This is a genomic window from Lapillicoccus sp., from assembly GCF_036559105.1.
In the GTDB taxonomy this organism is placed as follows: Bacteria; Actinomycetota; Actinomycetes; order Actinomycetales; family Dermatophilaceae; genus Lapillicoccus.
In genome coordinates, this window is the sequence record NZ_DATBTV010000043.1 from 1 (window position 1) to 22,771 (window position 22,771).

17 protein-coding genes are annotated in these 22,771 nt (G+C 72.1%); 9 read left to right on the forward strand and 8 right to left on the reverse strand.

Annotated elements, in window-relative coordinates:
• The first annotated feature begins 121 nt into the window (after positions 1-121).
• Genes VIG79_RS06100 through VIG79_RS06110 form a run of 3 tightly spaced genes read left to right on the forward strand, consistent with a single transcriptional unit; the run spans position 122 to position 3,154 of the window.
• A complete protein-coding gene (locus tag VIG79_RS06100) occupies positions 122-1,846 on the forward strand; it encodes a dihydroxyacetone kinase family protein (protein WP_331883437.1) in 1,725 nt (574 codons plus the stop codon).
• Positions 1,847-1,881: 35 nt separating this feature from the next.
• Positions 1,882-2,355 (forward strand): RpiB/LacA/LacB family sugar-phosphate isomerase, encoded by a 474-nt coding sequence (locus tag VIG79_RS06105; protein ID WP_331883439.1) that lies wholly within the window; start codon positions 1,882-1,884, stop codon positions 2,353-2,355.
• Between the two features lie 46 nt (positions 2,356-2,401).
• Complete coding sequence (locus VIG79_RS06110; protein ID WP_331883441.1) at positions 2,402-3,154, forward strand: triose-phosphate isomerase family protein; 753 nt, start codon at positions 2,402-2,404, stop codon at positions 3,152-3,154.
• On the opposite strand, the gene VIG79_RS06115 is transcribed toward VIG79_RS06110, so the two are convergent.
• Entirely contained in the window at positions 3,144-3,953 is an 810-nt protein-coding gene (locus VIG79_RS06115; RefSeq protein WP_331883444.1) for a CPBP family intramembrane glutamic endopeptidase, read from the reverse strand. The two genes, VIG79_RS06110 and VIG79_RS06115, sit on opposite strands and share 11 nt — an antisense overlap.
• Positions 3,954-4,402: 449 nt before the next feature.
• Positions 4,403-5,755, reverse strand: a complete 1,353-nt coding sequence (locus VIG79_RS06120; protein ID WP_331883447.1) for an MFS transporter — start codon at positions 5,753-5,755, stop codon at positions 4,403-4,405.
• A 238-nt stretch (positions 5,756-5,993) separates the two neighbouring features.
• Here VIG79_RS06120 and VIG79_RS06125 point away from each other — a divergent pair, with 238 nt between their 5' ends.
• Complete coding sequence (locus tag VIG79_RS06125) at positions 5,994-12,068, forward strand: DUF3320 domain-containing protein (RefSeq protein WP_331883449.1); 6,075 nt, start codon at positions 5,994-5,996, stop codon at positions 12,066-12,068.
• A gap of 62 nt (positions 12,069-12,130) precedes the next feature.
• On the opposite strand, the gene VIG79_RS06130 is transcribed toward VIG79_RS06125, so the two are convergent.
• A complete protein-coding gene (locus VIG79_RS06130) occupies positions 12,131-12,835 on the reverse strand; it encodes a response regulator transcription factor (RefSeq protein WP_331883452.1) in 705 nt (234 codons plus the stop codon).
• A complete protein-coding gene (locus tag VIG79_RS06135; RefSeq protein ID WP_331883455.1) occupies positions 12,832-14,208 on the reverse strand; it encodes a PspC domain-containing protein in 1,377 nt (458 codons plus the stop codon). Before VIG79_RS06135 ends, VIG79_RS06130 begins: the two co-directional genes overlap by 4 nt.
• A 116-nt stretch (positions 14,209-14,324) precedes the next feature.
• On the opposite strand from VIG79_RS06135, the gene VIG79_RS06140 reads away from it, so the two are divergent.
• Together VIG79_RS06140 and VIG79_RS06145 are read left to right on the forward strand one after the other, a co-directional pair.
• A complete protein-coding gene (locus VIG79_RS06140) occupies positions 14,325-15,608 on the forward strand; it encodes a PspC domain-containing protein (protein ID WP_331883458.1) in 1,284 nt (427 codons plus the stop codon).
• Positions 15,608-16,216, forward strand: coding sequence for a hypothetical protein (locus VIG79_RS06145; RefSeq protein WP_331883461.1), 609 nt, complete (start codon positions 15,608-15,610; stop codon positions 16,214-16,216). Before VIG79_RS06140 ends, VIG79_RS06145 begins: the two co-directional genes overlap by 1 nt.
• Here the strand turns inward: VIG79_RS06145 and VIG79_RS06150 are convergent.
• Together VIG79_RS06150 and VIG79_RS06155 are read right to left on the reverse strand one after the other, a co-directional pair.
• Complete coding sequence (locus VIG79_RS06150) at positions 16,194-16,952, reverse strand: NUDIX hydrolase (protein WP_331883464.1); 759 nt, start codon at positions 16,950-16,952, stop codon at positions 16,194-16,196. The two genes, VIG79_RS06145 and VIG79_RS06150, sit on opposite strands and share 23 nt — an antisense overlap.
• The gene (locus VIG79_RS06155; protein ID WP_331883467.1) at positions 16,949-18,076 is read right to left on the reverse strand and encodes a glycosyltransferase family 4 protein; all 1,128 of its coding nucleotides are present in this window, start codon (positions 18,074-18,076) and stop codon (positions 16,949-16,951) included. Before VIG79_RS06155 ends, VIG79_RS06150 begins: the two co-directional genes overlap by 4 nt.
• A 36-nt stretch (positions 18,077-18,112) precedes the next feature.
• Between VIG79_RS06155 and VIG79_RS06160 the strand changes: the two genes are divergently transcribed.
• Together VIG79_RS06160 and VIG79_RS06165 are read left to right on the forward strand one after the other, a co-directional pair.
• Positions 18,113-18,931, forward strand: coding sequence for a PIG-L deacetylase family protein (locus VIG79_RS06160; RefSeq protein ID WP_331883470.1), 819 nt, complete (start codon positions 18,113-18,115; stop codon positions 18,929-18,931).
• A complete protein-coding gene (locus tag VIG79_RS06165; protein WP_331883473.1) occupies positions 18,915-20,102 on the forward strand; it encodes a lysylphosphatidylglycerol synthase transmembrane domain-containing protein in 1,188 nt (395 codons plus the stop codon). Before VIG79_RS06160 ends, VIG79_RS06165 begins: the two co-directional genes overlap by 17 nt.
• Here VIG79_RS06165 and VIG79_RS06170 read toward each other — a convergent pair.
• Both VIG79_RS06170 and VIG79_RS06175 read right to left on the reverse strand, forming a co-directional pair.
• Positions 20,054-20,665, reverse strand: coding sequence for a protein-L-isoaspartate carboxylmethyltransferase (locus tag VIG79_RS06170; protein ID WP_331883476.1), 612 nt, complete (start codon positions 20,663-20,665; stop codon positions 20,054-20,056). The two genes, VIG79_RS06165 and VIG79_RS06170, sit on opposite strands and share 49 nt — an antisense overlap.
• A 21-nt stretch (positions 20,666-20,686) precedes the next feature.
• Positions 20,687-21,955, reverse strand: coding sequence for a metal-dependent hydrolase family protein (locus VIG79_RS06175; RefSeq protein ID WP_331883478.1), 1,269 nt, complete (start codon positions 21,953-21,955; stop codon positions 20,687-20,689).
• Between the two features lie 296 nt (positions 21,956-22,251).
• On the opposite strand from VIG79_RS06175, the gene VIG79_RS06180 reads away from it, so the two are divergent.
• On the forward strand, positions 22,252-22,458 hold the full coding sequence (locus VIG79_RS06180) for a hypothetical protein (RefSeq protein WP_331883480.1): 207 nt from the start codon (positions 22,252-22,254) through the stop codon (positions 22,456-22,458).
• Positions 22,459-22,771 lie beyond the last annotated feature (313 nt).

A 22,771-nucleotide genomic window follows, 5' to 3' on the forward strand; every position in this document is an offset into this window, starting at 1 on the left:
TGGAAGGTCATCTTCCAGGACGACGAGCTGGACAAGAACCTCCAGGCGATGCTCCACCTGCGCGAGCCCATCAGCCGCTGAGTCGCGTTCCAATCGCGTTCACTGACAAGGAAGTCCAGCGATGACCCTCATCCTCAACTCCCCCGAGACCTTCGCCGCGGAGAGTCTGGCCGGCTTCGTCGCCGCCAACGGCACGCGGGTCCGCCCGGCGCCGGGTGGCGTGGTCCGCTCGACCGTCCGGGTACCGGGCAAGGTCGCGGTCGTCGTCGGCGGTGGCTCCGGCCACTATCCGGCGTTCGCGGGCGTCGTGGGTGAGGGTCTCGCCGACGGGGCGGTCTGCGGGGACGTGTTCGCCTCCCCGTCGACCCGCCAGGTGATGGACATCTGCCGGGCGGTCGACCAGGGCGCGGGCGTGTGGCTCAGCTTCGGCAACTACGCCGGCGACGTGCTCAACTTCTCGGCCGCGGCCACCCGGCTGCGGGCGCAGGGTATGCGTGTCGCCCTCCTCGCGGTGACCGACGACGTCGCCAGCGCCTCACCTGCGGAGCGGCACCGGCGGCGTGGTGTCGCTGGTGACCTGGTGGTCTTCAAGGTGGCCGGCGCTGCGGCGGAGGCGGGGTACGACCTCGACGCCGTCGAGGCGGTCGCCTCCCGCGCCAACGACCGGACCCGCTCGTTCGGGGCGGCGTTCGACGGGTGCACGCTGCCCGGCGCGGAGGCCCCCCTGTTCACCCTGCCCGCGGGGACCATCGCCTGGGGCCTCGGCGTCCACGGCGAGCCCGGCGTCGGCGACGGCCCGCTGCCCTCGGCCGACGAGCTGGCTGCTGAGCTGGTCCGCCGGGTCCTCGAGGACAAGCCGGCGGTCGGCGGGTCCCGGGTGGCCGTGCTCCTCAACGGCCTGGGTTCGGTGAAGTACGAGGAGCTGTTCGTCCTGTGGTCCGCGGTGCTTCCGTTGTTGGAGGCCGCCGGTCTGGACGTCGTCGCCCCGGAGGTCGGTGAGCTGGTGACCAGCCTCGACATGGCCGGCTGCTCGCTGACCGTCTCCTGGCTGGATGACGAGCTGGAGACCCTGTGGCTCGCTCCGGCCGACAGCCCCGCCTTCCGGCGGACGGCGCCGGCTCCGCTGGACCCCACCCCGGTGCCGTTGGGCGCCGCCCGCCCCGCCGTCGAGGCCTCGTCCGAGGTCGGGCAGCAGGCCGGGGTATGCGTGCACCAGGCCGTCGAGGCGGTCGCCGCGCTGTTGCGAGACCTCGAGGACGAGCTCGGCCGTCTCGACGCGGTCGCCGGTGACGGCGACCACGGCCGCGGCATGGCGCGGGGTTCCGCGGCCGCGCTGGCCGGGGCGACCGCAGCGGTCGACGCCGGCGGCGACGCTCCGACGGTGCTCCGCAACGCCGGCGAGGAGTGGGCGGACAAGGCCGGCGGCACGTCCGGCGCCCTCTGGGGCGCGGGTCTGCTCGCGGCCGCCGAACGGCTTCCGTCGGACGCGGTCCCGACCGACGCGGACATTGTGGCCGCGGTCGTCAACGCCTGGCGGCAGGTCAAGGCCATCGGTGGGGCGGAGGTCGGCGACAAGACCCTCGTCGATGCTCTGGAACCGTTCGCCGTGACGTTGCAGGAGCGGTTCGACGCCGGTGACGACCTCGAGACCGCCTGGGATGTGGGCGTTTCCGCGGCCCAGTCGGCCGCGGCCGCCACGGCCGGCATCGCCGCTCGGATGGGACGCTCCCGCGTCCTGGGCGCCAAGAGCCTCGGCTCGCCGGATCCCGGCGCCACCTCGCTGGCCGCCGTCATCGGTGCGCTCGCGCCCGTCCTGACCCCGCGGCACGCCACTTCGCCCGCCTGACTCACTAACCTCCCGCATACCTCGAAGGAACCCTCATGACCGACCAGCTCCGGATCCTCGTCGGCAGCGACGGCGCCGGCGTCGACTACAAGGACGCCATCGCCGCGGACCTACGGTCGAACCCGCGCGTCGCCGTCCTCACCGACCTTGGCGTGCACCCGGACGACCCGGGCGCCAAGACGTACCCGAGCGTGGCCATCGAGGCCGCGACCCGCATCGCCAACGGCGAGGCCGACCGCGCGATCCTGTTCTGCGGCACCGGTATCGGCGTCGCGATCTCGGCCAACAAGGTGGCGGGCATCCGGGCCACGGTCGCGCACGACTCGTTCAGCGTGGAGCGCTCGATCCTGTCCAACGACTGCCAGGTGCTCACCATGGGCCAGCGCGTCATCGGGCTGCAGCTCGCACGGCGGCTCGCGGCCGAGTGGCTCACCTACACGTTCGACCCCACGTCGCACTCGCAGGCCAACGTCGCCGAGCTGGAGGCGTTCGAATCGGTGCGGAGCTGACGGCACGTCCGATCGGCGCCCCCGATGAGCACCCGATGAGCACCCGATGAGCACCGTCGCGATCAGCCTGAAGATGTACTTCGGGCCCGCCCGAGCGCAGGCCTACTGCGCCGCGCTCGCGTCCCTGGCCGCGCGCCACCCCGACGTCGCGTCGGGGGCGACCGAGCTGGTCGTGCTCCCCTCGTTCGTCGCGATCCCGGCCGCCCTCTCGGCGGCCGGGACCACGCGTCTCCAGGTGGGCGCGCAGGACCTCGCGACCGAGGACGCCGGCGCCTTCACCGGTGAGGTGTCCGGCGCCGAGCTGGCCGAGCTGGGCGTGACGCACGTCGAGGTCGGCCACGCGGAGCGCCGCCGGCTGTTCAGCGAGGACGACACGGTGGTACGCGCCAAGACCGCCGCTGCGCTGCGGAACGACCTGGTCCCCCTGCTGTGCGTCGGCGAGACCTCGCGCCTCGACCCCCTGGCGGCGGCCGCCGTCGTCGTCGACCAGGTCGCCTCGGCGATCCCCGACGGCACCGGCAAGCGCGTCCTCGTCGCGTACGAGCCGGTGTGGGCCATCGGCGCCGCCCAGCCCGCCCCCCACGCCTACACCTCCGCCGTATGCCACGCCGTGCGCGCCGCCCTCGGCGAGCGCCTCGATGGGCGCCTTGCTGACGTCGGCATCCTGTACGGCGGCAGCGCCGGCCCCGGCCTGGTCGCCGCACTCGGCGACGCGGTGGACGGACTGTTCCTCGGACGGTTCGCCCACGACCCCTCGGCGGTCAAGACCGTCCTCGACGAGCTCGCCGCTACGCGCTGACTCCGCGGCGTTCGCCAGCAACGTTCTTCGAGATCCGCTCGTCCGTCCCGGTGATCACCCAACGGACGGCGATGAGCGAGAGCACGCCGACCACGATCCCGACGATGCCGACCACCCCAGCGAGCGGCGCTGGGTGCCCTTTGCCGATGGCGAAGACCGAGAAGTCCCACAGCGCGTGCAGCACCATCGCCCACACCAGCGACCCGGTGACACGGCGGAGAATGTAGAGGGTCGTCCCGAACAGGAACGCGTTGAGCACCTGCAGGCTGGTCGGGCCGAAGGCCTGGCCGCCGAGGACGTTGGCGTAGTGCATGACTCCGAAAGCCAGCGTCGAGAGGAACCACACCCACCCCTCACTGAGACCAGCGCGCAAGCCGGTGAGCAGCAGTCCGCGCGTCGTGAGCTCCTCGGTGAAGCCGACGAGGAGCAGCGCCAGCGAAGCGCCGAAGAACCCCAGGTCGTAAGCCGACCAGTCGGTGACGGCGAGGTTGACCAGCACGAGGACGGCCATGAGCATCGGGGCGACGATCGGCCAGCGGTGCTCCGCCCGTCGGCGGTCGAACAGGGCCGGGCGCCACCAGCCGAGCCACGACGTCGTGGCCGCCAAGAGGATCGCCCCGACGATGAGGGAGATCCCGGCCCCGCGGAAGAGCGTCCCGCCAGTGTCGCCCAGCTCGGTATAGGGGACTCCGCTCAGCCGTTGCATCAGCACCACGAGGACCACGTAGCCGAGAAATACGGCGAATCCGATCCACACTCGGGGACGGACGCGGACCGGGCGGTCAGGTGGCGTCGTCACGCCCTCGAGCATGGCAGGATCGCGGAGCGGAGCACGAACCCGGGTCACGTTGGCCGAAGGGTCACGTCGCGGGTCATGTCTGCCGGTGGCGGAGCGACGCCCGTGACGCCGCCGACGGCCTCGTTCAGCGCGACCGTGGCCAACCTGGCGGTGTCGTTCAACGCCTCGCACGCCATGTCGCGGTAGGTGGCGTCGGGACAACACCAATGGCGACATGACGTGCGACGTGACGGGCTCTCCCTCGGGCGGTGCCACGACCCGTCTGCCGTCGCCACCGTCCTCGATGAGCTCGCCGCCACCCGCTGACGGCGTGCAGACCCCTCCCCGGGCACGCCACTGGGGAGGGTGTTCGGCGTCCGCACACCGAAGACCCTCCCCGCTGGCCGGCAAGACGACGCCGAGAGGGGCGGCGCCGTGACGGCGCTGCCCCTCGTTGGTGGCGTGGTCGGTCAGTGCCCGATCGGAACCTCCGTCCCGGGGGCCATCTCGACGTGCTCACGCCGGCTCAGGAAGGTCATGAGGATCGCGGAGACGAGCATGAACCCGCCCACCACGAACATGGAGACCTTGTAGTCACCGGTGAGGTCCTTCAGCCAGCCGGTGATGTACGGCGCGGTGAACCCGGCCATGTTGCCCATGGTGTTGATCAACGCGATGCCCGCTGCCGCGGCGGCCCCGGTGAGGAACTGCGTGGGGACGGTCCAGAAGTTCGGCAGCGCCGAGAAGATCGCACAGGCCGTCACGGTGATGATCGCGATGGTCAGGGCGGGGCTGCCCGCGTAGAGGGCGAGCGGGATGCTGACCGCTCCGAGGAGCGCCGGGATGATGATGTGTCCCGGCTTGACGCCGTGCTTCGTCGCGTGCCGTGTGACGAAGTAGAGCGCGATCGCGGCCGGCAGGTACGGGATGGCCGTGATGAAGCCCTTCTGGAGGTAGTCGAACTTCACGCCGTACTGCGCCTCGAACCCGCTGATGATCGTCGGGAGGAAGAAGGCCAGCGTGTAGAGGCCGTAGACGAAGCCGAAGTAGATGAACGACAGGGTCCAGACCCGGCCGTTGCGGAAGACCGCGCGGACGCTGTGCTTCTCGTGACCGCTGGTCTTCGAGGCGGCCTCCGCGGTGAGCTCACCGGTCAGCCATTCCTTCTCGTCGTCGTTGAGCCACGTGGTCTTGGCCGGGCTGTCGGAGAGGTAGAACCACGCGACGACGCCGACGATGATGGCCGGCACGCCCACGCCGAGGAACATGAACCGCCAGCCCTCCAGGCCGAAGATGCCGTGCTGGCTGATCAGCCAGCCGGCCAGCGGGGCGCCGATGACCGTCGTGAGCGGCTGGGCCAGGTAGAAGAGGCCGAGGATCCCGCTGCGGTACCGGGCCGGGACGAACATGCTGAGGAAGAGGATCGCGCCCGGGAAGAAGCCGGCCTCGGCGACACCGAGGAGGAACCGCAGCGCCGTCAGCTGGGTGAAGGTCTGCACGAAGGTGAACAGCACCGCGACGATGCCCCAGCTGACCATGATCCTGGCCAGCCAGCGCCGGGCCCCGAACTTGTTGAGGGCGAGGTTGCTGGGGACCTCGAGCACGATGTAGCCGAGGAAGAAGACCCCCGAGGCGAACCCGAACTGGGCTGCGGAGAGCCCGAGGTCGGCGTTCATGCCGCTCGGAGCGGCGAAGCCGATGGCCGTCCGGTCCAGGTAGTTGATGAAGAACATCAGGGCCACGAAGGGCACCAGGCGGATGGAGATCTTGCGAATAGCCGATTTCTCGACGCTGAGCGTCTGCGGCTCGTGAACGGCGCTCATGCCCACCGTGACTCCTTTGGCAATCGGTTCAAAGGCCCGGGCGGACCTGGCGATGGCTGATTCAAGCGTACTGTCGGTCAACCTGTCAACCGGTTGACCAATATTAGCTGGCTCACATCGAACGAAGGACGCCTACTTCCGGTCCGTCACCAGCCGGAGCCCAGGCCCCGGTATGCGGTGGGTCCGGTCTCGTAGGCTCGCGGCCCATGGGTGCGGCCGGCGGGGAAGGCGTGAGCAGGTGAGTGCGGAACTAGGAACGCCCCAGGACGCCCCGCGCCAGGACTCTGCCCTCGCCGCCCCCGCCCCCCGCCCGGTCGTCGAGGTCGTCGCCGCGCCGATCGTCAACTACGCCATGGCCCACGGCGGGATCGCGTTCCTCCACCGCTTCGTCGTCACCCTCCCGCCCCCTGACGCCGGCGTCGACCTCGTGGTCCACGCTGAGGTCGTCGACGCCCAGGGCGACGTCCTCACCCGCCCGTGGCAGCACCACGTCGACAGCCTGCGGGCCGGCCTACCCCTCGTCGTCGACCATCCCGCGATCCGCCTGAACGCCAGGTACCTCGCCGAGCTCGAGGAGGAGACGACCGCCGAGGTCGTGGTCACCGTCACCGCGGCCGGGCGGGAGCTCGGCCGGGCCTACACGCCGGTCCGGGTGCTCGCCGCTCGGCAGTGGTCGCTCGACCCGTCGGCACCGGTGCTGTCGCTCGAGCTGCTGGCCTCGTTCGTCCAGCCCAACCACCCCGCCGTCGGGCCTGTCGTCGCCCGGGCCGCCGCGATCCTCGCCGACCGGACGAAGAGCGGCAGCCTCCAGGTCAGCTACGTCGACCCCGAGCGCGTCGACGCGATCGTCGACGCCGTGTTCACGGCGGTCCACGAGCTCGACGTCTACTACGCCGAGCCGCCGGCCAGCTGGGGCTACGGCCAGAAGGTCCGCACTCCGGGCGACGTGTTCGAGCACCGGATCGGGACCTGTCTCGACACGACGGTCGCGCTGGCGTCCTGTCTGGAGCACGTCGGCATCACGCCCGTCATCTGGGTCGCTCGGGGTCACGCCTTCCTCGGCTACTGGCGGCGCGGTGAGCAGGGCCTGCCCGACGCCGCGAGCCTCCAGATCGCCCCTGCGGCCAACGCCGTCGACCTCGGACTCATGGGCGTCGTCGAGACGACGATGGTCACCCGCGAGCGCCGTCCGCCCAAGGACCTCTTCCGCCGGGCCAGCCAGGCGCCCAAGGACGGGTACTTCCAGGGCGGCTCCTCCGAGCTGGTCGGGGTGGTCGACGTCGGGATGGCCCGGCTGATGCGGGTCCTGCCCGTTCCGGCCCGACGCGTCCGCGCGGACGGTGTCGTCGAGCTGGTGGAGTACACGCCCCCGGACCCGCTAGCTGCTGCCGGCGCGGCCACCCGCATACCGGAGCCGTCGTCCGGACCCGACCCGCGACTGAGGCGACCCGACCCGCCACCGCGGGTCCAGGCGTGGAAGAACGCGCTGCTGGACCTCACCCTGCGCAACCGGCTGCTCAACCTCGCCGGCCCGATGACGCAGGCGCCGCTGGTCACGCCGAGCGAGCAGCTCGGCCTCCTCGCGCAGATCCTCCAGGAGGGGAAGACGGTCTCGGTCCGCGCGGTCGACGACCTGGCCGGCGCCGTCGCCGCGGACCGCAGCCGCGACGCGTACGCGCTGCCCGGAGACGTCCTGCGCAACATGCTGGCCAGCCGGTCGACCATCTACTCGGGGTATGCGTCGGACGTCCACCAGGCGGCGATGACCCGGCTGCGTTACCGCGCGCGCACGGCGATCCAGGAGACCGGCGCCAACCCGCTCTACGTCACCCTCGGTCGGCTCGACTGGCAGCTGGGCGACCGCGACCTCAGCGCACCGCTGCTGCTCGCGCCGGTGCAGGTCAAGGGCGTCGTCATGCCGTTCCGGATCGCGTTCGACGAGTCGGGCACGGTCACGCTGAACCACAGCCTCATGGAGAAGCTGCGGCTGGAGTTCGGGTTCACCGTGCCGGGCCTGGCGGAGCAGCTGCCCACGCTGCCGGGTACCGAGCACGTCGACGTCGGCGAGGTCGTCCGAGGGGTGCGTGAGGCGATCGCGGCGTCCGGGCTGCCGTTCCGCGTCGAGAGCGAGGCGCGGCTTGCCGTCATCGCGTTCACCGGGTACCTCCTCTGGCGCGACCTCGATGCCCACTGGGAGCGGTTCCTCGAGCGGCCGCTGGTGCGCCATCTGGCGTTGTCGCCGACCGACAGCTTCGCCGCAGGTGAGCCGGTGTCTCTCGGCGACGCCGACCTCGACGAGGTGGTGGCGACGGCGCCGGTGCCGACCGACGGGTCGCAGGCCGAAGCGATTGCGGGGGCCCGCGCCGGTCAGACCTTCGTCCTCGAGGGGCCGCCGGGCACCGGCAAGTCCCAGACCATCACCGCGATCCTCGCCGACCAGATGGCCCAGGGCCGGCGGGTCCTCTTCGTCGCCGAGAAGGGCGCCGCGCTCGACGTCGTGCGCAACCGGCTCGGCGAGGTCGGCCTGCTGCCCTTCGCGCTCGACCTTCACGACGAGGGCGCGCGGCCCACCGAGGTCCGCGCCCGGCTGCGCACCGCCCTCCAGCACCGGGCCCAGCCGGACACCGACCGGTATCGCCTGGCCGCCTCCGACGTCTCCACGTCGGGATCGGTGCTCGAGGCGTATGCGTCGCGCCTTCACCAGCGCAACGGCGCCGGACTCTCGCTCTACACGGCGCGGGGGCTGCAGCTGGCTCGAGGTTCGGGAGCCGTGCTGCCGGTTCCGGAGGCGGCGGTGGTCGACGGCGCGGTGTCATCGGAAGGCTTGCGGCGGGCCGTGGCCGAGGCGGTGCCGGCGCTGTCGGCGCTGCCTCACGTTGAGACCCCGGTGTGGGGGTTCGCCCGGTCCCGGCCGGGCGACCTGAGCGCGCTGTGGGCTTCGCTCGACGCGGCCGACGACGCCGTGGGTGAAGCGCTCCGAGTGGTCGACACCTTGCCGACGACGGCGCGTGGGGTCGTCGAGGGCGCGACGACCAGTGCCGACCTGGGCAGCGCCGTCTGGCTCCTGTCGGCCTCGTCGACGGACCCGTCGGTCTCGGTCGAGGCCCGATCGGACCGCTGGCGGGCGGCCCGCGAGGAGCTGTGGCAGCGGACCCGCGAGGCCCGGGAGACCGCGGCGTCACTGATGAGCCGGTTCACCCCGGAGGTCGCGTCGGTCGACGTCGAACCGGCTCGCCAAGCGGTCCGTGAGGCGTCGACGTCGTTTGTCATCGGTCGCAAGGGCCGACTGGTCCGGGCCGCAGCTCCGGTCCTGGCCCACCTCCAACCGGGGGCCGAGGTCGACCCGAAGACCCTGCCAGCCGTGGTCGAGGAGGTGGCCCGCGTCCGCCGCCTGGTCGGCGACCTCGCCCTGTCGTGGCGACGGCTGCCGGGCTGCGCTGCTCTCGACCCGGCGGTCAACGTCCTGTCCGAGGCCGGTTGGCAGGCGGTGTCGGACGCGGTGTCCGCCGTCGAGCGCGACCGGGACCTCCTGGCCGGACTCCCCTCGAACCTCTCGGACGGGGTCCAGGCGTCGCGACGGTTCGGCGAGCCCCTCGGCCCGTCGGAGCACCGGGTCCTGGACGCGGCCGGCCGGGCCCTGTCCGCCGCGGTCACGCATACCGGCGGGTCGTCGGACGACGAGGCGCGGTTCGCCCGAGGACGCGGGTTGCTCCGAACCTGGGCGGCGACCGGGGCCGAGCGGGCGGCCGACCGGCCGAGGGGGACCGCGTTGGGACGATGGGTCGACGCGAGCGACGCGCTGGCCCCGTTGGGCGAGGCGTTGGGCGAGGCGTTGGGCGAGGCGCGCTGGGCGTTGTTGACCGGCGCGGTGGCACCGGAGGACGGACCGGAGGCCCTCGACCGGGGGTTGGCCGCGGCGTCGGTGTCGGAGCGGTGGGACGCGGCGGGGTTCGGGTCGTTCGAGGCGGAGCGGCAGGACCGGACGGTCGGCCGGTTCGTCGACGCGTCGGAGCGGCTGCGGTCCTCGCTGGTGACCGCGCTCCCGGCCGCTTTACTTGACCGCCGACCGTTCCGGCCCGGCGCATTCTTCGGCAAGGTCGGCGCCCTGGAACGCGAGATCGGGCGGACGCGCGGAGGGCTGAGCGTCCGCCGGCTGGTCGAGCAGTACGGCGACGTCATCGGCGCGATCACGCCGTGCGTACTGGTGAGCCCGGACTCGCTGGCCCGGTTCGTTCCGCCCGGGTCGATGAGCTTCGACCTGGTGGTCTTCGACGAGGCGTCGCAGATCACCGTGGCCGACGCCGTCGGAGCGTTGGGTCGAGCCGACGCGGCGGTCATCGCCGGCGACTCGAAGCAGATGCCGCCGTCGGCCTTCGCCGAACTGTCGACGGACGACGCGGACGCGGCGGAGGCGGAGTTCCAGGTGGTCCCCGACGAGGAGAGCATCCTCACCGAGGCCGTGCACGCGGGGGTCGGGCGGCTGTGGCTGTCGTGGCACTACCGCAGCCAGGACGAGTCGCTCATCGCGTTCTCCAACGCGGCGTACTACGAGAACCGGCTGTCCAGCTTTCCCGCACACCCGGCGCGGTCCCACGACACCGGCGTCTCGTTCACGCGGGTCGCGGGGACGTTCCTTCGAACGGGGAGGGGTGCCGTCGACAAGGGGGCAATCCGGACGAACCCGGTCGAGGCGGCGGCCGTCGTCGCGGAGGTGTTGCGCCGGTGGCATGCGCGGGAGCGGTCGATCGGTGTGGTGACGTTCAACATCCAGCAGCGGGCGCTCATCGAGTCGATGCTCGAGGAGAGCGGCGTCGACGGGCTCGCCGAGGCGCTCGCCGCCAAGCGGGACGGGCTGTTCGTCAAGAACCTCGAGAACGTCCAGGGCGACGAGCGCGACGTCATCCTCTTCTCGACCGGGTTCTCCGCCAATGCGGACGGAGTGCTGCCGCTGAACTTCGGGCCGCTCAACCGGTCCGGTGGTGAGCGGCGCCTCAACGTCGCGGTGACCCGGGCGCGGCGGCGGGTGATGGTGTTCTCGTCGTTCGAGCCGGAGGACCTGCGCGTCGAGCAGACCTCGTCGGTGGGGATCCGGGACCTGCGGCGGTACCTCGAGGTGGCGAAGTACGGCGTGTCGACGACGCCGGCGGCTTCGTCGGCGGGACAGGTCGGGGTGGACCGGCACCGGGACGACATCGCCGCGGCGCTGCGGTCGGCCGGGCTGGACGTCGCGACAGCCGTGGGGCTGTCGGAGTTCCAGATCGACGTCACCGTCGCGCCCCGCGGCACGCCGATGGCGCTCGCGGTCCTGCTGGACTCGCCCGCGTGGGCAGAGCGGCGGACGACGTCGGACCGCGACTCGCTGCCGGTGGCCGTGCTGGAACGGATCATGGGCTGGCCCAAAGTGGTTCGCGTCTGGCTGCCGGACTGGCTGGAGGACCGCGACTCGGTGGTGGCCCGGCTCGTCGTCGCCGCCGGGGAGGCGGCGTCCGCCCCTCGTCGGGTCGGGGAGCGAGTCGTCACGACGAGCGCCGGAATGCCGGTCGTCGCCGAGGGTCCGCGGGACGCCGTCGCCGCCATGGACATTCAGGATGCGGTGAGCGCTGTAGACGCCGTGGACGCGCCGATGCTCCCCGCCGACTTTTCCGCACGTGATGACCTTTCGGCGGACATTTCGGACATCGGCCCAGACAGCTCACCACGTGTGGACTTGTCGTCGGCGGCCGACCCGATCGGGTTGGTGACCGCGGTCGACGGTCTCGAGGAGCCGTATGTCCCGTTCGTCAGCGACGTCATCGGTCGCCGGAACGCCCTCGACTCGTTGCCGGGCGGTCGGTACGTGGCCGAGGTCCAGGCCGTGATCCGCGACGTCGTCGAGACCGAGGGTCCGGTCAGCCCCACCCGGCTCGCGAGGCTGGTCGCGCACGCATACGGGCTGAGCCGGGTCCTCGACGACCGCGTGGCCCAGATCAACCGGGCGGTACCAGCCGACCTCCGGCGCGACCCGGAGGAGAGTTTCGTCTGGCCAGGCACGCGGGATCCGTTGCGCTGGAGAGGTTTTCGACGCACCACCGGTTCACTGAAGGAGCGACCGCTGGACGACGTGGCGCTCCGGGAGATCGGCAACGCCATGGCGTCGATCGTCGAGAACGCCATGGGGATCACTCGCGACGAGCTGGCCAAGGAGACCTACCGCGTCTTCGGCGGCACTCGCGTCACGCCCACGGCCAGTGAACGGCTCGACCGCGCGGTCGATCTCATGGTGCGGGAGGGGCGTGTCCAGGTGGTGGCCGGAGTGGTCATCCCCCACCGGTAAGCGCTTGTCGTGGAGGATCTCCTACCCCGGGCGGTACGAGATCGTCCACGATCCGGGAGCGCTCAGAGCAGGCGGCGACCCATCGCCCAGGCGGTCAGCTCGTGCCGCGACGACAGCTGGAGCTTGCGCAACACCGACGACACGTGGGTCTCGACGGTCTTGATCGAGATGAAGAGCTCCTTGGCGACTTCCTTGTACTGGTACCCGCGCGCGATGAGCCGCATGACCTCGCGCTCCCGCGCGGACAGCCGGTCCAGCTCCTCGTCGACCTCGGCGATCTCGCCCGCGGCTGCGCCGAAGGCGTCCAGCACGAACCCGGCGAGCCTCGGGCTGAAGACCGCGTCCCCGTCGGCGACCCGCCGGACCGCCGTCATGAGGTCGTTGCCGCTGATCGTCTTGGTCACGTAGCCGCGCGCTCCGGCCCGGATCACTGCGATGACGTCCTCGGCCGCGTCCGAGACCGACAGCGCGAGGAACCGCACCGGTTGTCCGGCCTCGTTCGTGGCCCCCCGCGTCGCCGACAGCACGTCGACGCCGCCGTTGCCGTTGCCGCCGGGCAGGTGCACGTCGAGCAGCACGACGTCCGGCCGCGCCTCCTTAATGACCTTGACGGCAGTGTCGACGTCGGGCGCCTCGCCGACGACCTCGGTGACGGCCGGGTCGAGCTCGGCCTTGACGCCGGAGCGGAACATGCGGTGGTCGTCGACGAGCACCAGTCGGATCGGCGTGGTCGCCTTCCCCGACGCCGTATGCGTAGGGGTGGTCATGCGGGTCGACCTCCGGTCGTCTGCGCCTCACGCGAGGAATCGGGCGTCACTCCACCATCCCCTTCCTCAGTAGCCCGCTTTGTAGCCGGCTCGGTGGCCGGCTCGGTGGCCGGCTCGGTGATCGGCTCGGTAGCCCGCTCGGCGGCCGGCTCGGCACCCTTCGCGAGCGGTGGCAGGGTCAGCTCGATCTCGGTACCCGACTCGAGGCGGCGGATCTTGGCGGCCCCACCGTGGCGGCGCATCCGGCCGAGGATGCTCTCGCGCACCCCGAGCCGGTCGTCACCGATCTCGCCCATCTCGAACCCGGGGCCGTGGTCGCGCACGAACGCCTCGACGCCCGACGGACCGACCTCGACGTAGACCGACACCGGCGCCGCGCCGTGGCGAACCGCGTTGAGCAGCGCCTCGCGGGTCGCCTTGACCAGCGCCTGACCGCCGTCGTCCATGGGCCGGTCGCCGGTCACGACGACCTCGATCGGGATGCCGTGCTCGTCCTCGACCTCGTGGGTGACGCTGGTCACCGCGGACGCCAGACTGTCGGTGGACCGGTTCTCGTCGGCGTACAGCCACTCGCGCAGCTCGCGTTCCTGCGCTCGCGCCAACCGGATGACCGTCGCGGGGTCGTCGGCTCGTCGCTGGACCAGGGCCAGCGTCTGGAGGACCGAGTCGTGCAGGTGGGCGGCGATGTCGGCGCGCTCGGTCGCCCGGATCCGCTCGGTCTGCTCGGCCTGGAGCCCCTGCCACATCCGGACCACCCACGGCAGCGCGATGACGGCGGCGCCGACCAGGACAGCGACCGCGGCCAGCGCGCTGGTGAGTACGACGTCGAAGCCCTGCCCCTGGGTCGCGAGCGCGACGACACCGACCGTCGCCAGCACGACGCCGACGACCGGCCGGGCGATCGCCAGCGCGCGGCCCCGACGGGAACGTCCCGCCCAGCGCCCGCGCTCGTTGGCGTCCAGCTGCGACCAGGCGAGGAACGCACCGACCGCGACGGCGATGACCGGCAGCAGGAACCCGAGGTGACGGCCGATCTGACCGGCCGGACCACCCCAGCCGAGCCCGATGATGAGGCCCCCCGCGCCGATGACGAGGAGGATCTGGTTCTTGGTGAGCGGCTTGCGAACCCGCGCGACGGGGACGCCCTGCACCGCCGACGTGTCCGGTCGCGTCATCACCCAGAAGAACCCGTAGAGGAACACCCCCGGACCGGCGATGACCGCCAGCACCATGAGTAGCCGCACCAGCGATGAGCTGACACCGAGGTGTTCGGCGATCCCCCCGCATACTCCCGCGATCCAGCGGTCGCTGGACGACCGGTAGAGCTTGGGACGGTCGCCGGGCGGCGACACGACGGGCTGGGGGTCGGGCACCCACCCATACTCGCCCATGCGACCGGCCCTGGTAAGGCCGCTCGGGGTGCGTTCAGGGTGCCGTCAGGGTCGACCCTCATGGCCGGTCGACGCCGGCGACGGCCAGCATGGGTGCCATGGCCGATCCCCACGCTGCGCCGCCCGCCGCCTCCCGGTCCGGGCTCGACGGCATGTTCGACACCCTGCGCGGCTTCGGTGTCCGGCGCAACACCGACGAGCGATGGCTCGCCGGTGTCTGCTCTGGTGTCGCCGACCGCCTCGGGATCGACCCGCTGATCGTCCGCGGCGCGCTCTTCGTGCTGCTGTTCGTCGGCGGCCTCGGCGGCCTCGTCTACCTCATCGCCTGGGCTTTGCTGCCCGACCAGAACGGCAAGATCCTCGCCGAGGCGGCCCTGCACGGCGACGGCTGGGGCATCGCGCTGCTCATCGTCATCGGGATCGCGCTGATCAGCAACGTCGCCGACCGCTGGTGGCTGTGGACGATCCTCGTCCCTGTGGGCCTGCTCGGGTGGTGGGCGCTCCACTCCGCTCGGCAGGGGAAGACGCCCGAGCAGATGGGCGACGAGGCGCGGGAGTTCGGCAACAAGTTCGCCGCCACCTTCTCGCGCCCAGCCGTCGCGACCCCGAACGACGTCGCCCCCGCCTCTGAGACCGAGTCGCCGATGTCCGCCGCCACTTCCACCACCCCCGCCGCGTCCCCGGTGCACGCGCCTCCGCCGTACGGCATGGGCCCCGGTCGCACGGGCGTCCTCGCCGCCCCCGACCGCGTCGTCCACCGCCCCCGTCGGCGCGGCGGTTTCCTCGGTCTGCTCCTCACCGCCGGCCTCGCCGTCGCGGGGTACGGGCTCGGCCAGTGGTATGCGCAGCGATCCGGCTTCGCGGGGTCTCCGGCGGTGCTGGCGGCCGGGTTCGCGGTCGCTGGGGCCGGGCTCGCCCTGCTCGTCATCGGCCTGACCGGGCGCCGGGCAGGCTTCACGACGTTCCTCGTCACGCTGGCGGCGCTGGCCACCGTCGGCGCCACCTCGTTGCCCGCGATGCCCAGCGGCGGCTTCGGCGAGCGGCAGTGGTCGGCCGCGTCGCAGCCGGCCGACGGCTTCAGCCTGACCGCCGGGGAGGCGCAGCTCGGGCTCGCCGGAGCAGCGCCGGGCAGCACGATCCGCGTCGCGATGGGCGCCGGACAGCTGAAGATCTCCGTGCCCAAGGGCACCACCGTGACGTTCGTACCGACCGTCAAGGCCGGGCAGGTGGTCGTCCACCGAGCCGGCGCCACCGGCAAGGAGGTGCAGGGCGGAGTCGACAGCGCGAACGGGCAGCCGATCACCGTCGGCACTGGTCCCACGCCGCTCACCGTCGACGTCGACATGGTCGCCGGCGAGCTCGTCATCACCGAGGAGTCCTGATGTCCGACCAGAAGCCCGCGACGCCTCAGGACGCAGAGCTCACCTCGTCGAGCCCCGCCTCGTCGAGCCCGACCTCGTCGAGCCCGACCTCGTCGACACAGCCCCAGCCGGCTCACGACCCGGGTACCACGGCCTGGACCACGTGGGTCCCCGCCTCGGAGCAGCACCACGCGCCGGCACACTCGTGGTCGCCGCCCCCGGGCGGGACGCCGTGGACGCCGCCGCCGCTCCCTGAGTCGACCCAGTCCCAGACCGCCGAGACCACCGCCCGGACCACCGCCCGGACCGCCGCCGTGCCGCCCGCCTCAGCATCAACCGTCGCGCACCCCCCGGCCCAGTCCCCAGCACCCACGTCGGCACATCAGGGGACGGCACGTCAGGCACGACCCCAGGTCACCTACCTGCCCCCGCCCAGCGGGCCGAACTGGGGGCTCGTCGTCGTCGGCCTGATCTTCGGGCTGGTCGGTGCGGGCGTCGTGGCGAACCAGGTGACCGGTTTCCAGGTGGCCGACCTCAGCGAGCTCGGTCCGAGCGTCCTCGTCGTCGTCGGCCTGGCCTGCGCCCTCCTCGGGCTGATCGGGATCGTCACCCGGCGCCGTCGCGGCTGAGGTGCGCAAGGATCTCGCGCGTCCCCGTGGCCAGCGGCAGCCGGTCGACCTCGTCGGGCGGGAACCATGCCGCCGCGGCCGTCGTGCCGTCGACGTCGTGCACCACGGGATCGGTCGGCTCAGGACATTCCGCGCGGTAGACCAGCCGAACCGCGTGGAAGTCCTCCAGCCGCCGGTTCGGGGCGCGGCCGACCCAGTGCCGCGTCGTCACCACCGCGATCCCCGTGATGTCCACCCGCTGACCGGTCTCCTCCCAGATCTCGCGGTGGAGAGCGGCCTCCGGCAGCTCGCCGAGATCGAGACCGCCGCCGGCGAGACCCCACGTACCCGCCGCGTTGGTCCGAGCCGAGTTCTGGGCCAGCAGCACGCCGCGCTCGCTGCGCACGACCGCGTAGACCGCCACCCGTTGCCGCACGACCGGCACCTCGCCCGGTTCGAGCACCATCCCCGTATCCCGTGGCACGGCACCAGCGTCGTCGCCGCCGGCCGGGACCGTCTCGACCAACAGCCCTCCGACCGGCACCTCGCCCGCCGCCACCTCGCCGACCGGAACCACCGGGTAGACGACCGTGACGGTATGCGGGTCCGCCTCTCCCACAACGGAGCTCGGACCCCCCGTGGCATACCCCATGCGGGCGAGCAGGCGGACCGGGTCGTCGCCGTGACCCAGCCGTTCGCGGACGCGTTCGACCCCGGAGGCGTCGACACCCACGACCCAGAGCGCCGTCCCACTCACGCGCGAACCGTCGCGCCGACCGCGCGTTGGTACTCCGCCTCGGCCAGCTCGGCCACCCGCGGCCAGTCCTGCGCGGGCGCCTGGTCGAGGTTGTGAGCGCGCATCCGCTCGCGCAGCGCGTCGTCGGAGGCCAGCCGTGCCAGCGCCGCGCCCATGGACTCGTCGTCGTCGGCGAGGAACCCGTTCACGCCGTCGGTCACGAACTCACCCACACCGGAACCCGATCGCGCCACCACGGGCAGCCCGCTGGTGCGAGCCTCGAGCGCCGCGATCCCGAACGACTCGAGCCGGGCCGGCGAGATGTAGACGTCCGCCGTCGCATACCGGTCGCGGACCGAGCTCCGTGGCACCCGCCCCGGAAGGCTCACCCAGGACGCCATGCCGTGCTCCGCGAGGTACCGCTCGACGCTCCCCCGGTCCGGCCCCTCGCCGAGCACCTCCAGCGCGATCTCGCGCCCCGCGGGGACCAGAGCACGCACCTGTCGTATCACCCGCATCAGCGGCACCGGACGCTTGCGGTTGGCGAGACGCATCGCCGTGACGAACCGGACCACGCCGTCGTCGGGTCGCGGACCCTGGGGGCGCCACGCAGCGACGTCGATCCCGTTGGGCAGCACCGACACCGGGCCGGCGCCGCCGAGGACCCGGCGCAGCGGCGTCGCCGCGACGTCGGACACGGCGCTCATGGCCATCCCGCCGGCGGCCCACCGGCGCACCACCCCGAGCGCGGACACCACGGTCGCGAACCGGTCGAGCATGCAGTGCCACGTCATCGCGGTGGGCAGGCCGATCCGCCGGGTGAGGAACGCCGCGTCCACCGCGAACGGGCTGACCACGCCCATGTGCACATGGGCCACGTCGAAGGTCGCCAGCCGGTCGCGCATCGTGAGCGGCGCCAGCGGGTTGACCGGCAGGTCCCAGGGCAGCCGCAGCGCCATCCGGTGCACGGTGACCCCGTCGACCACCTCCGTGGCGCCGTGCCGCTCGCCGTGCGTGCCCGGGGTGGCCGTGAAGACCTCCACGTGGTGTCCGCGGCTGGTGAGCTGCGCCGCGAGGTCGTGGACCTGCACCTCGATGCCGCCGAGCCGCGGCAGGTAGCAGTCCGACAGCAGGGCGACCTTCACAGATCCGAGGATGCCATGGGGAACAATGGCGACCACATGGGACGGACACTGGTGGCGTTTCACGCCCACCCCGACGACGAGGCGCTGCTGACCTCGGGCACGATGGCGCGGGCCGCCGCCGAGGGGCACCGGGTGGTCCTCGTCGTCGCCACCGACGGCGGGCTGGGGCTGGCCGCCTCAGAGTACGTGGGCACGTCCGACACCACGCTCGGCTCGGTCCGGATGGCCGAGCTCCAGACGAGTGCCCGCGCGCTCGGCACGGCGCGCGTCGAGACCCTCGGGTATGCCGACAGCGGACTCGGCCCCGAGACCGATCCCGATCCGCCCGGGCAGGTGCGCTTCGTCCGCGCCGACTCGGAGGAGGCGGCGGAACGGCTCGCCGCGATCCTGCGCGAGGAACAGGCCGACGTGCTGCTGACCTACGACGCCAACGGCGGCTACGGGCACCGCGACCACGTGAAGGTCCACCACGTCGGCGCGCGCGCGGCCGAGCTCGCCGGCACGCCGACTGTCCTCCAGGCGACGGTGCCCCGCGACCTGCTGGTGCGCGCGATCCGGTTCGCTACGCGGATCTACCGCTTCCCGCCGGAGTTCGACCCGACCTCGTTCGAGCGCGCCTACAGTGCCAGCGGCGCGGTCACCCACCGGGTACGCGTCCGTCGGTATGCCTCGCAGAAGCGAGCCTCGATGCGCGCCCACGCCTCCCAGGCCTCCGCGGACGGCGGGGCCGACCGGACGTTGGCGGCCTTTCTGCGCATACCGCGCCCGGTGTTCGACCTGGTGTTCGGCCAGGAGTGGTACGTCGACGCGTCGCGGCCGGCCGGAGCTGGAGTGGCGCATGACGTCTTCGGCTGAGGTGAGCGGATCGGACCCTGCGACGGAGCCCGCCGCACCGCCGAAGCCGACGTTCACCTGGGCCCGACTGCTCCAGGTCATCGGTGGTCTCGGGCTCGCCGTCTTCCTGCTGGGCTGGGCGCTGCCGTACTTCGCGCACACGACCTGGGCCGACGTCTGGGCCGTGCTGCAGGGCATTCCGGCGACGACCGCGTTCGGCCTGTTCCTGCTCATGGTGCTGGGGCTCTGGCTCTACACCTTCACGATCACCGGGTCGCTGCCGCACCTGCCGCACGTCAAGGCGTTCATCGTCAACGTGTCCGGCTCCGCGGTCGGGAACCTGCTGCCCGCGGGCGGCGCCGCCGGTGCCGCCGCCACCTACAAGCAGCTGCGCTCGTGGGGGTTCACGCGGCGGTCGATCTCGACGTCGCTGATCGTCACCGGCGTGTGGAACATCATGGCGCGGCTGCTGCTGCCGATCATCGGTATCGGCCTGATGATCTTCTTCGCCGCCGACCTCAACCCCGCGGTGATGCGGGCCGCGGCCGTCGGCGCGGTCGGGGGCATCGCCGTGCTCGCCGTGTTCATCACCATGCTGGCGTCCGAGCGGGCGTGTCACAGGATCGGCCTGTGGCTGGAGTGGAGCTTCGGGTTCGTGCCGTTCGTCCGCGACTCCGAACCGAGCCTGAGCCAGCACATCCTCGACCAGCGCCACCAGACCATCGCCGTGGTGCGCCACGGTTGGCTGTCGATGACCTTCGGCATGGTCGGGTTCTTCGGGATGAACTACCTGCTGTTCTGGTTCTGCCAGAACACCGTCGGTGTCCAGTTCCCCTTCCCCTACATGTTCTTCGCGTTCGCGCTGAGCCGTCTGCTGACCAGTGTCACCGTGACCCCGGGCGGCGTCGGCGTCTCGGAGACCGGTGTCGCCGCCCTCCTCGTCGGGTGGGGTGCGAACCCTGCGCAAGCGACCGCCGGGGTCGTCCTGTACTCGCTCTACGTCCACTTCCTCGAAGTCCCGCTCGGTGCCCTCGGTTGGCTCGCCTGGTGGCTCGGCCCGAAGGTCGACACCACGCGATCGACCGACCCGGGCACCGCCGAGGCCACCAGCACCGGCTCCACCAGCACCGGCCCCACCCAGGCTCAGTCCCAGCCTGCGTCCTCGTCCGTCACCAAGGGCACAAAGACGTAGCCGCCGAGGTCCTCCTCGCGGCCGCGGGCGTCCACCCGGAGCAGCCGACCGTCGACGGGAACGACCATCAGCCCGTCCTCGGCCAGCTGGTCGACCAGCGGTCGCGGCACCTCGTGTCCCTGCGCCGACACGAGGATCCGGTCGAAGGGTGCATCGTCGGGAGCACCGAGCACCGACGTCCGGGCGGCGCGGACCGACGCCCACGGCACGTCCGCGGCCGTCACGGCCCGGCTCCCGTCGGCGACGAGCTCGACGATCCGCTCGACACCGATCACCAAACCGGACTCGCGGACCAGGCGGGCGAGCAGGACCGTCGTCCAACCGGACCCGGAGCCGATGTCGAGCACCCGCATACCCTCTCCGACCCGCAACGCGCGGAGCATGGCCCGGACCGTCGTCGGCTGGCTGTTGGTCTGGCCGTATCCGATCGGGAGTGCCCGGTCGAGGTCGGCGTACTGCTGCTGTCCGCGCGGCAGATGGTTCGCGCGCGGCGTCGCGGCCATGGCGGCCTCGACCGCGTCACGCGGGGTGGGCTCAGCGGGAGCGGCTCGGCGCCATCCCATCCATCGAGTATCCCGCCCGCGTCAGCGGGACGCAGCCTGGTCTGAGGGGACGAGGGCGTCAACCACGACGTGGCCATCCTGGATCACAGCGGCGAGCCGGCTCTCGGCCAGCACCGAGATGTCCGCCACCGGGTCGGCGTCCGTGACGACCAGGTCGCCGGCCGCACCGGTGGCGATGACGCCGAGCCGGCCCTCGCGCTGCAGCAGTGCGGACGCCACGGTGGTGGCGCCCCGGATCACGTCGATGACGGGGATGGTCCGCGCCCGGATGGCCAGCTCCTGGGCCTGGTGGCGGTGCATCCCTCCGAGCAGGTCGGTCCCGTATGCGGGGTTGAGGCCCGCCGCGTGGGCGCGCCCGAGCGCGTCGTGGGCCCGGTCGAGGACGGACGCGACCTTGGTCCAGTTCTCCTGCGAGAGGCCGAAGTCGCGGCCCTCCTCCTGGAGCGCCCAGTAGGTGACGAGGTTCATCGTGAGGACGGCCCCGTGCTCCTTGACCACGTCGAGCGCCTCGTCGTCGACGAGGTTGGCGTGCTCGATGCCGCGCACCCCAGCCCTGACGGCGCGGGTGATCGCGCGGCCGGTGTAGGCGTGTGCGGTCACGTAGCGGTTCGCCGCCTCGGCCTCCTCGACCACCGCCTCGATCTCGGCGACCGAGTACTGCGTCGAGTCGATCCGGTCCGTCGGCGAGGCCACCCCACCGCTCGCCATGATCTTGACGTGGTGCGCGCCTTTGCGCAGCTCGTCGCGAGCCGCTGCGCGTACCGCCGTGACCCCGTCCGCGACGCGACTGATGCCCGGTCTCGTCGGGTGGTCCTCGTCGGCGATCCGGCCGCGCGAGCGCGGGTCGCCGTGGCCACCGGTCTGGGAGAGGGCCTTGCCGCCGAAGAACACCTTCGGGCCGGCCACCAGCCCTTCCCGTTGGGCGTCGTGGATCCCGTAGTCGGCGCCGCCCACGTCACGCACGGTCGTGAAGCCGCGGCGCAGCATCCCGTCGAGGATGCGGGCCGTCCCGAAGGACACGTAGGTGGGCGACAGCTCGGGCAGGAGCGTGAGATCGGCGGTCACCGCCGTGACGTGCACATGGCAGTCGATGAGCCCAGGGAGGACGAACCGCCCCGTGGCGTCGAACGTCGCCACTCCCGGGCTCGGAGTCAGGCGAGCTCCGACGTCGACGATCCGGCCGTCGAGGATCCGAATGTCCCCCTCACGCCACTCGCCGGCCACGACATCGAGGTGGCGGCCGCCACGGACGAGAAGACTGCCACCCTGCTGGCCGCGATCGTGGTCCATGGCGTCAGGTCCTACCAGGTCCGGCCGAGCCCGGCCAGGACCGGTGCGGTGAGGTCCGAACGACGTCCCGACGGCAGGGCAGAGCCGTTCCCTGCGGCGCTCCGGCTCGCCCCCCATGGAGCCGGAGCGCCAAGTGCATCCCCCGATGTGACGAGGACGCACCCCCCACCTCCGGAGGTTAGGGACACCCCGTGGACCTCGCCCATCGTCCGATCAGCCGACGCGACCGGGCGAATGGCCATAAAGGGTCCGGATGAGTCATTCCGCCGAGGTCTCGGGTCGGGGCAGGCTCGACTATGCCCAAGTCGGAGGGAGGCGGGGAGACCGAGGTGACGGACGTGCGCCTGACCGACGTGCGCCTGGCGGCCGAGATCGAGCTGCTGGGCGAGGTCATCGTCGTCGTCGCCGAGCACGACGGGCCACTCTCCGCGGAAGAGGTCGACGAGGTTCTCGGCGCGACCGACACGGACAAGGACCGGGCCTCGGACCCGGCCGCGGGCTAGTCCCGGCCTCAGACCCTGACTCGGACCGGTCCCGCTCGGGTCCGACGGGTCGGACGTCGCCGTGACCTTGACGGCGCGGCGCCTGGAGATCGGCCTCGTTGCCGGCCTCGACCCACTGCTCGTCGCCGTCCCGCGAGTCGATCCACCGTCAGCCGAAGAGGGGAAAGTGCGCCACCGCCGCACCCAACGACTCACGGTCCTCGTCGCTGAGGGGCTGTCGGCCGGTGCCCTTGAGGACGGACTCCTCCGCCGACCAGGGCCTGGGCAGGTCGGTGCCCAGTAGTCCCGTGAGGACCTCGACGACCAGTTCGTA

Coding starts and splice junctions, on each gene's coding strand:
- VIG79_RS06180 (WP_331883480.1), top strand. CDS start 22,252: ATGCCCAAGTCGGAGGGAGGCGGGGAGACCGAGGTGACGGACGTGCGC.
- VIG79_RS06130 (WP_331883452.1), bottom strand. CDS start 12,835: ATGACCACCCCTACGCATACGGCGTCGGGGAAGGCGACCACGCCGATC.
- VIG79_RS06110 (WP_331883441.1), top strand. CDS start 2,402: ATGAGCACCGTCGCGATCAGCCTGAAGATGTACTTCGGGCCCGCCCGA.
- VIG79_RS06165 (WP_331883473.1), top strand. CDS start 18,915: ATGACGTCTTCGGCTGAGGTGAGCGGATCGGACCCTGCGACGGAGCCC.
- VIG79_RS06145 (WP_331883461.1), top strand. CDS start 15,608: ATGTCCGACCAGAAGCCCGCGACGCCTCAGGACGCAGAGCTCACCTCG.
- VIG79_RS06160 (WP_331883470.1), top strand. CDS start 18,113: ATGGGACGGACACTGGTGGCGTTTCACGCCCACCCCGACGACGAGGCG.
- VIG79_RS06120 (WP_331883447.1), bottom strand. CDS start 5,755: ATGAGCGCCGTTCACGAGCCGCAGACGCTCAGCGTCGAGAAATCGGCT.
- VIG79_RS06140 (WP_331883458.1), top strand. CDS start 14,325: ATGGCCGATCCCCACGCTGCGCCGCCCGCCGCCTCCCGGTCCGGGCTC.
- VIG79_RS06175 (WP_331883478.1), bottom strand. CDS start 21,955: ATGGACCACGATCGCGGCCAGCAGGGTGGCAGTCTTCTCGTCCGTGGC.
- VIG79_RS06100 (WP_331883437.1), top strand. CDS start 122: ATGACCCTCATCCTCAACTCCCCCGAGACCTTCGCCGCGGAGAGTCTG.
- VIG79_RS06170 (WP_331883476.1), bottom strand. CDS start 20,665: ATGGGATGGCGCCGAGCCGCTCCCGCTGAGCCCACCCCGCGTGACGCG.
- VIG79_RS06105 (WP_331883439.1), top strand. CDS start 1,882: ATGACCGACCAGCTCCGGATCCTCGTCGGCAGCGACGGCGCCGGCGTC.